A 14,055-nucleotide genomic window follows, 5' to 3' on the forward strand; every position below is an offset into this window, starting at 1 on the left:
GTTCTTTACATAACTATTTACTTTTCATAACATTTCGATGGTTACCTGGCTGCCATCTTCAGCCACCGCCAATACATCCACTTCGGTCCGCATAATTTTCATCGTGTCATGAGTCTTCTTGTAACTGTCAATGTGGTAAGTTTCTCGGGGTGTCAGTGTTTTGAATTCCTTGCCCAGCATATCCTTAACAAAAGCCTTTAGGATAATACCAGAATCTTTTGACGTAAGCATTTTGCGGAAAAGTAGATCGTTCGTAGGTGTATATTTTTGCATGTGTTCCATCCTTTCGCTGATCGCGAAAGAGTCACCTTAAGTATAGCACGGTGAGTTTTTGCGATCAAAATCATTAGATTTTTTTGAACGGTTCTTAGCGAACTGCTCATGAAAAGATACGCAAAAGAAGGGAAAAAATTTTTTTCTTACTGTCTTTTTCAATAATTGTCTAAAAAAGATGGAATACTCTGGATTATTCGTTTCATTTCGAAGGATTGTAGTTATTTTTTGTTCAGTATTCATGTTTCTTCTACTTGCTTTATTCAAGATAAACATTGATTTGTCAAGGCTCAACGTTCTTTTCCAGTTAAATCTGCAATGTTCAATGGACCCCTAGAATATTCAATAAGGTAAATTTTACTATACGATTAAATCAAGGTTTTTCTGAAAAGACCATTGAACATTGTGGGGGGTTCATTGAAGATTGGCATTTTGTTCTTTAATTTCTTTGGTTTATTGTTTAGTCACCGGCCGGAACAAAAAAATATTTCACAGGAGGAACACAAATTGATCCAACAGTTAGGCACAAAATTACAAATACAAATCGAACAAGCAGGCAAAGACAAACAAAAGAAAGTGAACTTCAGCAACATCATTACTAACCCAGCAGAAGCCGACATTACTAAATTAGGTGAAGTCATGGCTGACTTAGCCGGAGACGAAAGCAGCCTAGACAGCGTGATCGTTACTAACCAAACTCGCGTTACCAAATAATCAAAGGAGGAAACCACCAATGACTGAACATCCTTTCACTCAATATCATCTGTTTCATTTAAAAAGAAAAACACTTGAAAAACAAATCACCCATTACTACCAGGAAACCCGTGATAGCTCTGTAACGATCCAACTATTGTTAGTTATGAAAGTTCGCCATATGCTAGGCGAAACCGATTTTGAATTGTTCCTGCAGGACTTGGTGAAGCATCTATTCGCCAACAACAAAATCACTCGTGCGCTGCGCCGTTACTTCTATTTCTTTAGGGAATATTTCAATGACAGAGAGTGGAAGATCCTGTCATATCGGTGTTTTCCACCTGAACATGTCACTACTGAATTACTGTCCGTCGTCCCGTCAACTGTTATAACACCTGAAATTACTACACTAGAAAGTTCCTGAGAGAACGAATAAAGGAGAGAAAAATTATGTTAAAACTAGCAGCCGTATTTGAAAACGCCGCAGGAAAGAACCACAGCTGGAGCTTTAATGATCCAGATCCAAACAAAAGCCCAGAGGATATCAAGTCAGCCTTGGATGCTATGACCACGATACACTTATTTGAGAAGGATGGTATCCGTCAATTTTGCAAAGTCGTTTCAGCGAAATTCGTAGAAACTATTGAAACACCGCTTTTTGATCTATCGAAACCAACACCAGAAGCTTATGTCGCTGATCCCAACAATATCTTTGCGGCACATATTGTTTCTGAAGATGCACCCCAAGTCTCTAAAATGCCGGAAAGACCAGTAGTAGAAGTATCAAAACAGGAGGAAGTTGTAACAGAAGAAGTTGCAGTTAAGAAAGAAGAAATTGTACCAACAACAGTTAAATCAGCTGTTCCAGCAACAGAAACAATGAACTCTATCGAAAAGAAACCTATGGTAGCTCCATCTTCCTTGAAAGCTCCTCTAGCAAATTCTGAATCGTTAGCAGCTGTTGTTGAGCAAGCCAAAAATAGTTCTATTATTCCAAGCACATCCGCTCAACAATTAGAAGCTGTAGCAGCTGAGTCTGAGTCGTCGAAATCGGATAGCCTTCCCCTTCAGAAGCCAATTAGTTCAAGGAAGGCCCAGGTAGATCGGGTCCGAGCCTATCACGAAGCCAACAAGAAGAAGAAAAAGGGTAAAAAGAAAAAACGCTAGCTTGATTTCCCCCCCTGTCCTTGTGGTACGTAAAGGAGGTGATGCTGACTTAGCAGTGTTTATGGTGGTGGCTGAGCTTCTCAGAAAGGAGTGATGCTTTATGTTCATCCTAGGAAAGGAATATCCGCCATGACTGTGTATCAGGCGTTGACATTGGCAATTGCCTTTGCCACCTTGATCATCACCATTGATCGACACCATAAGAAATAAGCTCTACTCACAGTCACCGTCTTAAACGGTGCTTCATTGAGGTGTTATGCGCGCAGCACCTCTGCTTTGAGTAGAAGGGGGCTACATAATTGATGGTGGTATTTATCTTTTCTGACCGGCGATCTTTGATAATAGAATAACTGAGTGTTAATTTCTTATAGCAGGTGGCTTTAATTGCGCTTTTTGGGGTCGCTTGTGCAGGTTGATTTCTAACTATTTTTAGCTTTATTTTCTTAGTAAAAATTGACTGTGTTGTGTTTATCCTCGACGTTGATTCGCGGAAAATGCTATTGCGGGAGTGTAAACAGAGCATGCACTAACATGCCCTTCATGCTAACTTGAACACTGTTTCAAGAATGGCACCTATATTTTCAATTACTTAACCGTACATACAGCTAGATGGTTACTTTCTTTTGTCTTTTCGTTCTACCAACAAAATAAACTTCAGAATTTTTTGTCTGCTTATCATTATTTGATAAACACCGCAAAATTCTGAAGTTTATGGGCTTAGTTTGGAATGTGAATGGCTCGTTGATCTGCAGCTAAGGCAGCTTCCCGGACTACTTCGCTGAGGGTTGGATGTGGATGGATTGTTGTCAGAATATCATCGACGGTTCCGCCTTTTTGCAATACGACTGCTGTTTCGGTAATCAAATCGGTTGCTCGTTCACAGAGTAAATGAACACCCAGCAGTTTTTGAGTTTGCTCTTCGACTAGAACCTTGGCGAAGCCATAGGTTTTGTCCATTGCCAGAGCTTTTCCGCTAGCTTTTAACGGGAACTTGCCAACGCGGTAGGCAAGGCCTTTTTGTGCTGCTCGTTCTTCCGTCAAACCAACACCGGCGAATTCTGGATCGGAGTAAACACAGCCTGGAGTAGCTTCACCCCTGAATTGTTCTGATGCTCCTAGTGCGTTTTCCACGGCACATTCTCCTTGAGCCGAAGCATAATGAGCTAACATGATCTGTCCAGTACAATCCCCAATTGCGTATACATTTGCTACATTGGTTTGAAGGTATTCATTCACCAGAATTCGTTGCCCCTCGGTTTGAATACTGGTATTTTCAAGTCCTAAGCCTTCAATATAGCTTCTGCGACCAACTGCTACTAACAGCTGATCTGCCTGAATCGTTTCTTCGCCTAAAGAAAGCTCGACCTGCTTTTCATCACCGGCAACTGCTTCGACTCGTTGGCCTAATAGGAAACGAATGCCTGTCTTCGCTAATTTCTTTCTAAGCAGTCCAGCTAGTTCTTGATCCATCGAAGGCAAAATTTCTGGCTGTTCTTCTACAATGGTCACTTCTACACCAAAGCTATTAAAAATAGAAGCAAATTCGATCCCAATTACGCCACCGCCAATGACGGTTAATGATTCGGGCAAGGTTTCTAAAGCTAGAGCTTTGCTGGAATCCAACCAATTGGTGTAGGTATCTAATCCCTTAATTGGTGGAATAAACGGCTGCGAACCGGTAGCAATCACAATCCGATCTGGCTGCAGCTGAATTTTTTCACCATCTGCGGCAGTCACTTCTAAGGTTTGATCATCTACAAAAGCGGCAGTACCTGGCAAGATTTCAATTTGATTGGTTTTCATCAAGCCTTGTACACCTTTAACCAGCTGCTTGACTACCCGGTCCTTGCGCTTCATTACGGCTGCCCAATCAAAACCTTGTGCCTCAGCTTGAACACCGAATTTTTTGGCTTGCTTCACCTGCTCTAAGGCTTCAGCTGATTGCAGTAATGCCTTAGTCGGGATACAGCCTACATTTAGACACGTTCCGCCAAGTTGATTTTTTTCAATCAGGGTGACTTTGGCTCCTAATTGAGCGGCTCGGATCGCGGCTACATATCCGCCGGGACCTCCGCCGATAATCGCTACAGTTTTACTCACTGACTGACCTCCCTATTCTTTTGGCAACTGTTCGTTGGGATTTTCTAAGATTTCAGCTAAACGGGTTAAGAAGCGAGCGCCAGTTGCCCCATCAGCTACACGATGATCCAAGGTTAAAACTGGCTGCAGCACCGAAGCCACGATTAGCTGATCATTTTCATCTACATAAGGTTTTTTAGCTATTTTTCCGATGGCTAAAATGCCTAATTCGGGCGTATTGACAATCGAAGAAAATGTTTCGATATTGAACATGCCAAGATTACTAATCGTGAAGGTTCCGCCAGTCAGCTCTTCCATTGAGAATTTGCCCGTTTTGCTTTGTTCCTTGATTTGATTCAAATCATTTTGGATGTCTACCAATGACTTGGTATCCACCTGGTTGATCACGGGAACTAGCAAGCCTCGTTTGGTATCGCTGGCAATACCGACGTTGACTTCCGCTACACTTTCCACTAAACCATCCACAAAACGTTGATTGATTTCTGGAAACTCGGTCAGGGCAATTGCAACTGCTTTAGCAATGATCGCTGTAAAAGATACCTTTGTCGTTAAACCCTTACGATAGGCGATCAGCTGATCACAGCGGACCGTAGTACTCAGCTGAAACTGAGGGACATCGGTCCAGCTGCGAATCATTTGCTTAGCCATGGCTTTTTTTAAACCAGTCAGCTTCTTTCCTTCACTACTCATCGACTTCAATCCACGCAATCGTTTCACCGATATCGACCGTTTCGTCTTCTTCCTCGACAATTTCCACTAAGGTGCCATCAACGGCTGATTCCACATCGGTTGTCGCTTTATCGGTTTCGATTTCTAACAAGACTTCGCCTTTTTTTACCGGATCACCGACTTTTTTGTACCAAGTAAGAATCGTTCCTTCATCCATATCTAAGCCAATTTTTGGCATAATAACTTCTTTTTTCATCGACAGTCTCTCCTCTACTTCAATGTGGTTCTAACAGCGGCCATCACTTGTTCTTCGTCTGGCACATAAGCAACTTCTAAATTACGAGCAAATGGTACTGGCACATCAGGGGCAGTTACTCGCAAGACGGGTTTCTTTAAATGCTCGAAGGCAAACTCTTGAATCTGAGTAGCTATTTCCCCGCCAAAGCCAGATTTTTTAACGGCTTCATGGACGATCACTGCATGACCGGTTTTTTCAACTGATTTTAGAATCGGCTGCATATCCAACGGTTCAATACTTTTCACATCAATGACTTCGGCACTGATGCCTTCTTCCTTCAGCTTTTTGGCTGCTTTTAATGCAACGTCCACCATGGCTGAATAAGCAATCAAGGTAATGTCGTCGCCAGCTTCCTTGACTTCACTTTCGTAGCTAACTTCATAAGGTTCCTCTGGTACTTCACATTTACGTTTGTACAGTGCTTTGTGTTCTACAAAAACCACTGGATTGTTGTCGCGAATCGCCCGCAGCAGCAGCCCCTTGGCATCATAAGCATTTGATGGCATTACTACCCGAATCCCTGGTACATGAGATAAAATGTTCTCTAATGATTGGGAATGCTGGGCACCATTTCCTAAACCAGCACCACATTGTGTGCGAATGACTAAAGGAATACTCACTCGTCCGCCGTACATATACCGCATTTTAGCTGCCTGGTTAAGAATTTGATCGAAACAAACACCGATAAAATCCATGTAAGACAATTCCACAATTGGTCGGCGCCCAATCATCGCTGAGCCGATACCGGCCCCAACAATTGCTACCTCAGATATGGGTGTATCTCTCACTCGTTCGCCACCAAAATTATCTAATAAATCATAACTGCATCGCAGCTGACCACCGTAAACGGCAATATCCTCCCCGATGGTAAAGACATTTTCATCACTGTTAAAGGCAATGTGCAGTGCTTCATTGACCGCCTGACGCATTGAAAGTTTCCGCATAATTATCTCCTTCCTATCCTTTGGAAAAGACTTTCCATTCGATTTTTTCAAAGGTTGGATCATATAAGTCATTCATGATATCCTCAACCGCTGGCTCAGGGTCTTGCTTAGCCTGTTCAGAAGCGGCTAATACTAGTGTTTCTTCCTCTTTTTGAATGGCTTTTAACTCATCCTCGCTTACACCATGTACCTTGATTAAACGTTGCTCACAGCGTAAAATTGGATCTTTTTCTTTCCATTTTTCTACGTCTTCACGGTTGCGGTAATTTTCGCTGTCGCCAAAATAATGTCCAGACATGCGGTAGGTATCCATTTCCAACAGCACCGGTCCTTTTCCTGCCAACACTTCTTCTTTTATCTCCGCAAAGGTTTGATACACTTCGACTAAATCATTGCCATCAACGGTTAGTCCTTTGATGCCATAAGCCTTCGCCCGGTCAGAAATTCGTTCAATGTTCATGGATTTTTCGGTAGAGGTGGAAATACCAAATTTATTGTTTTCACAGATGAAGACCACTGGCAGATTCCAGATGGAGGCCATATTCAATGCTTCATGGAAGGAGCCTTCATTCGAAGCGCCGTCGCCAAAGAAGGAAACAGTCAGGTGTGGTTCGTGACCAATCTGTTGTCCTAGCCCTGCGCCCATAGCCATGGGAATTCCGCCGCCGACGATTCCGTTAGCCCCCAGATTTCCAGTTGCTAAATCGGCAATATGCATGGAGCCGCCTTTGCCTTTACAGTAGCCGGTTTCCCGCCCCATCAGCTCGGCGAACATGCGGCGCAGATCTGCACCTTTGGCAATACAATGCCCATGGCCTCGGTGGGTAGAGGTGATATAGTCTTTATTACTTAAATGGGCACACACGCCGACTGCAATGGCTTCTTCTCCGTTGTAGGTGTGGACAGCTGCCCGAGTGATATTGGCCTTCGCTAATTCAATCGCTTCATTTTCAAAAGCGCGAATACGCACCATCACCCGATAGAGTTCTAACATCGTTTCTTTCGAGATTATGCTTTCCAACGAAATTCCTCCTAGTTCATTTTAAGGTATTCATTTTTCTTAGGAAAAATGAGTTTTATTGTCACCACGTATATCATCCAATTAAACTTTTTAGGTCTTGATTGGGTGGTAACTTTTAATATACGTTTGTGATTTTTGATCCTGCGAAAAGTTGGACTGACACCCTAATTCGTATTGTAGTATTCATTTTTCTTGTGGAAAAATGAGTCTGATTGTCATCACGTGTATCATCCAACTAAACTTTTCGCTTCTTGTTTGAGTAGATACTTTGGATACTTCTTTCTGATTTTTGATGCTGCGAAAAGTTGGACTGACATCCTAGTTCATTTTAAGGTAATCATTTTTAATTCATCCATCAGCTATTTGGAGTGTGGACAAAGGCTGGCCCCTTGTCCACGTGTTTTATTTTCTTAACTCCAGAATTTTAGGGCTTGGTCTAATTCTTCGTGGGTGTTTGCTGCTTCGGTGACCGGTACTTCTGCCATAACGGCTTCGATTGCCTGCAGCAAAGCTTTTGCTCCTGAGACTGCTCCGGCTGGGTGTCCGTAGATTCCGCCGCCGGCCATTAGGATTGTTTCGTTGCCTAATAGGTTCATCAAATACTCAATGCTGCCTGGGTGAACCCCGCCAGCGACAGTAGTAAAGGCTGGTTCAATATTTTTCATTGGGGTTGATAAAGCACTGTGGGTTTCCACTAATTCATCTGTGGTTGTCCCAAACCGACCGCTATCTGGATAAACCAGCGGCATATCCATCCCCATGATTCGTGGTAATTTGCCACAGCTTAACGCTGCTGACATTCCATTGTTTTGCGAACGGTAATAAGCGCCTGCCCCAGCGCAGTGACCAAAGATTGGGATCTTGATGTTTTCTTTTTTCAGGAAGCGAACCAGGTCTTCGGTTGCTGCCCAGCCTAGAGCGTTGTAGTTCACCATGATGGAGTTGGCTCCGGCATCAATGGCTGCTTTGGCACGATCAACAACATTCAAGCCTGTGATATTTACTGCGTACAAGGTCGATTGATCTTTGCCGACTTCCTTCAAATGAGCCATAACTGTTTTTACCCGATCGACCATTGGTGAATACGCTGGATCACTTAACAATTCATCGTCCTTAATTACATCTGCACCGCCTAAAGCTGCTTTGGCTGCACCGGCTGCACTAGCTTCTGGTGGAACACCGATACACGGCTTCAAGATTGCGCCTACTAGTGGACGATCTTGAATGCCTAATAAATTGCGGATGCCGCTGACTCCCATTAATGGTCCTGTAAATTCTTCCAGCATAGCATCAGGAAATTCAATGTCTACTAGGCGAATACCATCCTGAGCTAAAACATTTCCGGCTACGGTACTGATGACCATGGCCATATATGCTGGAAAATTGGCAGTAGGATAAGCGACTCGAGCCACACAAGAAATTCCGTCTGACATTGGGTATACGCCAACTACCTTCGCGCCATATTTTTCAATTACTTCTGGTGTTTCCCCTTCCACATGGGTCCAGGTGCCGGCACTTTGATCGGCTGCTACTAATTTGACCCAGTCATAAAGGTCCGGTTCTTTTTCTGAACGCATGTAATAGGTTGCTACAACAAAATCGTTGCCTAAGCCTTCTGCCATTTTCAACGTTTCAAATTTCATGTCGTCATTCATCTCTTTTCAAAATTTTAGTTAATTCCTATTAGTCATCGACAGACTGTTTCACCAACATTTGTGACTCTTGATAAAACGGGTCCAAACAGGCTTGAACATCCTCTTTGCTTTGTAAATTGGTTAAGGCTTCAACTGCTTGCTTGTCGGAGATTACCGAGTAAATCTGACTGAACACTGGACTTGTGTCTTCAGTGAAAGCTAACAATAGAACCACCTTGGCTGCCAGCTGATTTCCCCAAGCAATAGGCTTGCGAGGAAACAAAACTGCAATTTGCGGCACATTAACCTCTGAAAAATAACCGTGGGGAATTGCGGCTCCGGTTTCCAAGCATGTGGGCACCATGTCTTCTCTTTCAAACACCGTTTCGCTAAATTTGGGTTTTACATAGCCTTGCGCCACCAGCTGATCGGCTAAAAATTGGATCGCGGCTGCTTTGGTTTGAATATCCTGATCCATAAAAATTAGCGAGTCACTAATAAGCGGCTTCGTGTCAGACTGCTGGGTTGGTAACAGTACTTGTCGTTTTTTTAGTCGTACTAAGAAGCGATCTAATGCTCCTTCTTGATGGATTTCCTGCATGAGAAGCAGTGGAATATCTCCGGTTTCTACATCCAGGGAACCTGCCATTCCTAAAATATGGTAGTCCTTTTTCACTTCAGCAATTTGGCTGTCCATCGGCTGTTCGCTTAATAAATTTAGAAAAATAAATTCCACAGATGGTGCTAACTCAATGAGTTTGTCTTTAAGCTGCTTGGCTAGGTATTGGGCACAGCCCTCACCGGTTAGACAGAAAAAAACAAACGCAAGCCGTTTTGGCTCAGAAGAGGTTTGCTTCTTCAAGACAACATTTTGCTGGTTCTTGATTAAAGATTCCGCTACCTCATCGATGTTCATGTCTACCAGTTGAGTTTTGCGGATCGCATCCAGCACCATCAAGGTATCTACCCGCGTCACAGTGCGAACCTCAATCCCCAGCTCTTCCCCAATTTCGCTGCCAAAGGTTTCCGGCGACCCCATATCTACAAGGATTAATACACCTCGTCCTTGGTTGTTCTTTTTCACTTGCTCCAGCAAACGATTGTAAATGGAGCGAGGACTTTCATCTAAGCTGATACAAAGGGATGTCAAATGAGACTTGCCCATCAGCTCATTGGCCACCGCCACCATTTCAGCCGCCACCCGACCATGGGTAACGACAATCACTCCAATTGCTTCCCCGTAACGAACATTTCCACTGTTGGTAGCTGACAAATACATGGCGATAAAGCCAATTTCCTCATCAGGCAGCTCCATTCCGATATATTGCTTAGAAAGGCCCGCCATTTTGCAGGCCAGCTGGAATTCTTTAGGATAGTGTTTTTTTACGTTGGATAAGTTCGGGTTTAAAATGCGTTCGCCGCGACGAATTCGTTCAATCGAAGCATTGAAGTGAGTAGCTAAACAAAAGAGCAAGGATTTATCGATTTCTCCTAATTCTTCCTTAGCAATCTTCAGCATCTCTTCCACCATTCTCAGCAAATCTTCCTCAACAATTGTTTGGATATTGTCCGTGATTTGATTCACATTTTTGTCGGTTTGAATGTTGCTGATATAACGGGAAATTTTCTTTTCCATCAGCTTCCAAATGATGGAGTTAATGTCTTTTTCTGAAAAATCATTGTCCTGCAGCTTCTCGTATTCTGTCTCAATGATGCGGTACAAGCCGTCAGAGAATTCATAGGGATCTTTGATTTTCAATTCAGGAACCACGGCCTCGTCCGTTGGAGACACAATCAGATCCTTAGCAGTAAAGTAATCAATTTCCTTAGAAGGTGCTTCTGTTTCCTGTAATTGCTGATGAGAAATCACCAACATCTCACGATCAATCAAAATACGCGAGCTGTTGTCAGCTTTATGCATACAAGCCAGATAGCCCTTGGCACAGGCTACTTGGATTTTGCTCCGTAGCTCCCCAACATTTCCAGGATAGTGCAGAGTTAACAAACGTCTCATTGCTTCCGAGGTAATTACGACTTCGCGATTTACCCGCAATGCTTCTTGGTGAAAGAAGGTCATAATAATGTCGTACTTCTCATCTATTCCCCGCATGGACAAGGCTGGAATAGCAATCACCATCGGAATCCGGCGGCGGAAGGTATCCAATAAGTTGGTTTCAATGTCTTCGGTGGTTGCTGCGATAATCATTACTTGGGCATTTCGCGTTTTCTGATCCCCCAGCCGGCGGTAAATGCCTTTATCAATTAACTGAAACAGCATTTCCTGACCATCTGGCGGCATCCGATGAACCTCATCTAGAAACAAAATACCGCCATTGGCATGACTAATTAATCCTTCACGATCCTCATCAGCTCCGGTAAAGGCTCCCCGCTGATAGCCGAACAGCTGAGCATTTAGCAATTGAGGATTCTCGGCATAATCCGCACAGTTCAGCTCAACGAAAGGCATCTCCTTGGCTTCCAATTGCTTACTGAATAAAGCAAATTTGTACATGGCTTCTGCCAAAACACTTTTTCCTACCCCGGTCTCACCGACAATCAGGGTGTGCAGGCCAATCGGCGGATACATCACTGCTGCCTTGGCCTGCTCTACCTGAATACTTAAGCTTCGCTGCGCGCCAATGATACCGGCGAAGGCTTCATTTTTGGCTAGCTCTGGTGGTGCATTTTCTTTTTCAGTCCCCACCGAAATATTTTGCTGCTCAATAAAATGGATAATACTGTTTAACGTAATCCGATAGCCTGAATCAACCAACCGTTTTGTCAGTTGATTCATACTAATCGTTGGTTCCGCTTCCAAAATGGTAAGTACAGCCTTCAGTAAAACGGCCTCTCGCCGTTCTCGGGAATTTTCAATACCTGCTTTTTTCCGCATCGTGGTGACACTGCTGCGGGAAAGTTTTAATTGTTCAGCCAATTCTTGATCTGTATAGGGATTTTTTGCATCTTCAGCATCAATCATCTGGAGCATGCGTGTATAATCGGATGATTTCATAGTGTTTTACCTCCTCAACAGATTTTAGTGTTGATCATAAATGACATATCTATTCACTTATTATCCTACTATAAAAACTGGCTTAACTGAACATGTGTATTCTTGCGTCTAGACGTTCGCTAATAACTGACAAAGCCTAGGAGATCAAGAATTTTATACATTATGAAGGTAATCGGGTTACCTCCTTCTGACAAACTACTAATCAAATTAGTGCCCTCTGGAAATTCAAAGCCAACAATTTCAGCAATGTGGGTATGCGCGCCGGCCATCGCAGTGGCACACCAGAAATAAATGGCAAAGACGACAAATACCGACATACAAATGTGCAAAATATTTTCCTTAGCAAAGGCGGTAATCCCAATAATGAACCATGGAACGGCTACTAATGAAGCAGTCGCCAGCATTCTATTTCCAGGAATAATTGACATAAAGGTCACGATTGGTGTCATAATCAAGATCGCAGACATCGTTGCTGGATTCCCCATGATCGTTGACGCATCAATTCCAATCCAAACTTCGCGGCCTTTCATGTATTTCGCTGTAAAGATTTTGGCTTGGTCAGAAATTGAGATTAAGCCTTCCATCATGATCTGAATCATCCGTGGCAGCAAGATCATCACCGCTGCCATGTTGAAACCAAGTAACAAGATTTGACGAATATCATAGCCGGCAATAAAACCAATCAGCATCCCTAAAATAGCTCCGATAACAATCGGTTCTCCAAAGATCCCCATTTTTTCCTGCATCGTTTCTGGATCGGCCTTAACATTTTTGATTCCAGGAATTTTTTGAATCAATTTTACCACTGGAATCCCAATCATGGCTGGCGCAATAATAGCACCTGTTGGCCAAGTACAGCCAGGGATCCCGTAGAATTCTTGATAAGTTGGTGCCATTTTGTCTGCCCATTTCAAGGAAACGGCCATGTAAATACAAGCGGCTAAAACGGTGAAAATCATATTGCCGGTTGCCCCATAAATCAAGGCAGCACTTGCGGCAAAGGACCAGTAATTCCAAAAGTCTACCATCAGTGTCTTTGTAAAGTTTAAGAAAATCAGTGCAATATTCGTCGCAATTAGTGCAATAATAACCATTCCTGATCCTGGCTGTCCCCAGGCCATCCCCATCAGGCCCCAGCCAACATCCACAATATCCAAGTTCCAGTTCATCCGTTCAACCATTGACATGGTTGCCGGCGACATTTGCGCAATCAGCATATCTACGGTTAAGTTCAGTCCAATGAAACCAACTGTTGCAGTTAATGCCGAGCGGACAGCATCTCCAACCTTTAGCCCTAGAACCAGTCCAATAATCAGCAAGGCAACACATAAAATCCCATTACTACCTAATCCCGTAAACCACTGGAACCCTTTGTTTACTGCTTCAAACATGGATTTACCCCCATTCTTTTTTTTATCCTTTTACCCCTTTAGAATCTGACGCATCTCTTCCATCGCTTCTTCTTTACCGATTCCTGAAATAAACGGTACTCCATTAACCTTAGGTGCATTTAGTTCGGTTGTTACTGGTGTCATTAACAAATACATGTCCGGCTGCATCGTGCTCAATACCGTTTTCAATTCTGTTGCCCGGCGCTTGTTCAATTTGACTTTAATGCCTAGCTCTTTGGCTACTTTTTTAACCTCATTTTCCCCAGCAGTGGAGGTAGCAAACCCCGCTCCACAAACAACAACCACGATTTTTTCTTCTGCCATTTTTATTCTCCCCTTTCTTTAATTACCGTTCATTTTCTCTTTTAGAGAATTCATAATGCATAATGCTCTCTACTTCTTCTGTTGATTTTGCCGCTAACAATTGTGTGACTACTTGTGTATCCTGAATAATTTCCATGATGTCCTTAATCATGTACAAGTGCTCATCGTTCAAGCTGGCTGCCAGCATAAAGACTACTTTGACATCAAGGTATAAATTGGGATCTTCCATACTGGCAAACTTTGCACTATTTTTCAGTACGGCAACACCAATCCCTGCTTTGAATACCTGCGAACGCTCACTGTGAGGGATCGCTATCGGGACTGGTGTAGGAACTCCCGTAGGAAACTCCAGCTCTCTTTCTAAAACAGACTTTCCGTAACATTCTTCTACCATCCCATGAGCGGCCATTTCACCGGCTAGCTGATAAATCAGTTGATCACGGTCGGTTTCCTCCGTGATAATGGCATGGATTTCATTCTTGCTTAACATCTGGTCCTCAATGAATGATTTATCCAAATGAGTCACCT

General features: G+C 43.2%; 15 protein-coding genes. 4 read left to right on the plus strand and 11 right to left on the minus strand.

Features of this window, described 5'->3' with window-relative positions:
• Nucleotides 1-24: 24 nt before the first annotated feature.
• Nucleotides 25-273, minus strand: a complete 249-nt coding sequence (locus I588_RS21805) for a hypothetical protein (RefSeq protein WP_010756862.1) — start codon at nucleotides 271-273, stop codon at nucleotides 25-27.
• Between the two features lie 507 nt (nucleotides 274-780).
• Between I588_RS21805 and I588_RS21810 the strand changes: the two genes are divergently transcribed.
• The 4 genes from I588_RS21810 (at nucleotide 781) to I588_RS27935 (ending at nucleotide 2,343) form a co-directional block, all read left to right on the plus strand.
• Nucleotides 781-987, plus strand: a complete 207-nt coding sequence (locus I588_RS21810; protein ID WP_034693203.1) for a DUF1659 domain-containing protein — start codon at nucleotides 781-783, stop codon at nucleotides 985-987.
• A gap of 19 nt (nucleotides 988-1,006) precedes the next feature.
• Complete coding sequence (locus tag I588_RS21815) at nucleotides 1,007-1,390, plus strand: hypothetical protein (protein WP_010756860.1); 384 nt, start codon at nucleotides 1,007-1,009, stop codon at nucleotides 1,388-1,390.
• Between the two features lie 26 nt (nucleotides 1,391-1,416).
• Nucleotides 1,417-2,133 carry a DUF2922 domain-containing protein gene (locus tag I588_RS27045; RefSeq protein WP_010756859.1) on the plus strand — a complete coding sequence of 239 codons (717 nt, stop codon included), beginning with the start codon at nucleotides 1,417-1,419 and terminating at the stop codon, nucleotides 2,131-2,133.
• Nucleotides 2,134-2,226: 93 nt separating this feature from the next.
• Nucleotides 2,227-2,343: a putative holin-like toxin gene (locus I588_RS27935; RefSeq protein WP_245569582.1), complete on the plus strand. Its 117-nt coding sequence runs from the start codon at nucleotides 2,227-2,229 to the stop codon at nucleotides 2,341-2,343.
• Between the two features lie 507 nt (nucleotides 2,344-2,850).
• Here I588_RS27935 and lpdA read toward each other — a convergent pair.
• The 10 genes from lpdA to I588_RS21870 all read right to left on the minus strand — a co-directional run bounded on the left by lpdA (nucleotide 2,851) and on the right by I588_RS21870 (nucleotide 14,044).
• Entirely contained in the window at nucleotides 2,851-4,233 is a 1,383-nt protein-coding gene (gene lpdA / locus I588_RS21825) for a dihydrolipoyl dehydrogenase (RefSeq protein ID WP_010756858.1), read from the minus strand.
• A gap of 12 nt (nucleotides 4,234-4,245) precedes the next feature.
• On the minus strand, nucleotides 4,246-4,923 hold the full coding sequence (locus tag I588_RS21830) for a 2-oxo acid dehydrogenase subunit E2 (protein WP_010756857.1): 678 nt from the start codon (nucleotides 4,921-4,923) through the stop codon (nucleotides 4,246-4,248).
• Nucleotides 4,916-5,158, minus strand: coding sequence for a biotin/lipoyl-containing protein (locus I588_RS21835; protein WP_010756856.1), 243 nt, complete (start codon nucleotides 5,156-5,158; stop codon nucleotides 4,916-4,918). Before I588_RS21835 ends, I588_RS21830 begins: the two co-directional genes overlap by 8 nt.
• Before the next feature lie 14 nt (nucleotides 5,159-5,172).
• On the minus strand, nucleotides 5,173-6,144 hold the full coding sequence (locus tag I588_RS21840) for an alpha-ketoacid dehydrogenase subunit beta (RefSeq protein ID WP_010756855.1): 972 nt from the start codon (nucleotides 6,142-6,144) through the stop codon (nucleotides 5,173-5,175).
• Between the two features lie 13 nt (nucleotides 6,145-6,157).
• Nucleotides 6,158-7,165 carry a thiamine pyrophosphate-dependent dehydrogenase E1 component subunit alpha gene (locus I588_RS21845; RefSeq protein ID WP_010756854.1) on the minus strand — a complete coding sequence of 336 codons (1,008 nt, stop codon included), beginning with the start codon at nucleotides 7,163-7,165 and terminating at the stop codon, nucleotides 6,158-6,160.
• A gap of 410 nt (nucleotides 7,166-7,575) precedes the next feature.
• On the minus strand, nucleotides 7,576-8,808 hold the full coding sequence (locus I588_RS21850; protein ID WP_010756853.1) for a RuBisCO large subunit C-terminal-like domain-containing protein: 1,233 nt from the start codon (nucleotides 8,806-8,808) through the stop codon (nucleotides 7,576-7,578).
• Nucleotides 8,809-8,848: 40 nt separating this feature from the next.
• Complete coding sequence (locus I588_RS21855; protein WP_010756852.1) at nucleotides 8,849-11,812, minus strand: sigma 54-interacting transcriptional regulator; 2,964 nt, start codon at nucleotides 11,810-11,812, stop codon at nucleotides 8,849-8,851.
• 119 nt (nucleotides 11,813-11,931) lie between these two features.
• Nucleotides 11,932-13,203 (minus strand): PTS transporter subunit IIC, encoded by a 1,272-nt coding sequence (locus I588_RS21860; RefSeq protein ID WP_010756851.1) that lies wholly within the window; start codon nucleotides 13,201-13,203, stop codon nucleotides 11,932-11,934.
• 30 nt (nucleotides 13,204-13,233) lie between these two features.
• A complete protein-coding gene (locus tag I588_RS21865; protein ID WP_010756850.1) occupies nucleotides 13,234-13,527 on the minus strand; it encodes a PTS sugar transporter subunit IIB in 294 nt (97 codons plus the stop codon).
• A gap of 22 nt (nucleotides 13,528-13,549) precedes the next feature.
• Complete coding sequence (locus I588_RS21870) at nucleotides 13,550-14,044, minus strand: PTS sugar transporter subunit IIA (protein ID WP_010756849.1); 495 nt, start codon at nucleotides 14,042-14,044, stop codon at nucleotides 13,550-13,552.
• Between the last annotated feature and the right edge of the window lie 11 nt (nucleotides 14,045-14,055).

The sequence above is a fragment of the Enterococcus pallens ATCC BAA-351 genome (genome assembly GCF_000407485.1).
Lineage (GTDB): Bacteria > Bacillota > Bacilli > Lactobacillales > Enterococcaceae > Enterococcus_A > Enterococcus_A pallens.

Excerpts from the sequence above, each read along its gene's own strand:
- I588_RS21805 (WP_010756862.1), bottom strand. The coding sequence starts at position 273 with ATGCAAAAATATACACCTACGAACGATCTACTTTTCCGCAAAATGCTT.
- I588_RS21815 (WP_010756860.1), top strand. The coding sequence starts at position 1,007 with ATGACTGAACATCCTTTCACTCAATATCATCTGTTTCATTTAAAAAGA.
- I588_RS27045 (WP_010756859.1), top strand. The coding sequence starts at position 1,417 with ATGTTAAAACTAGCAGCCGTATTTGAAAACGCCGCAGGAAAGAACCAC.
- I588_RS27935 (WP_245569582.1), top strand. The coding sequence starts at position 2,227 with ATGCTTTATGTTCATCCTAGGAAAGGAATATCCGCCATGACTGTGTAT.
- I588_RS21830 (WP_010756857.1), bottom strand. The coding sequence starts at position 4,923 with ATGAGTAGTGAAGGAAAGAAGCTGACTGGTTTAAAAAAAGCCATGGCT.
- I588_RS21835 (WP_010756856.1), bottom strand. The coding sequence starts at position 5,158 with ATGAAAAAAGAAGTTATTATGCCAAAAATTGGCTTAGATATGGATGAA.
- I588_RS21840 (WP_010756855.1), bottom strand. The coding sequence starts at position 6,144 with ATGCGGAAACTTTCAATGCGTCAGGCGGTCAATGAAGCACTGCACATT.
- I588_RS21850 (WP_010756853.1), bottom strand. The coding sequence starts at position 8,808 with ATGAAATTTGAAACGTTGAAAATGGCAGAAGGCTTAGGCAACGATTTT.
- I588_RS21855 (WP_010756852.1), bottom strand. The coding sequence starts at position 11,812 with ATGAAATCATCCGATTATACACGCATGCTCCAGATGATTGATGCTGAA.
- I588_RS21860 (WP_010756851.1), bottom strand. The coding sequence starts at position 13,203 with ATGTTTGAAGCAGTAAACAAAGGGTTCCAGTGGTTTACGGGATTAGGT.
- I588_RS21865 (WP_010756850.1), bottom strand. The coding sequence starts at position 13,527 with ATGGCAGAAGAAAAAATCGTGGTTGTTGTTTGTGGAGCGGGGTTTGCT.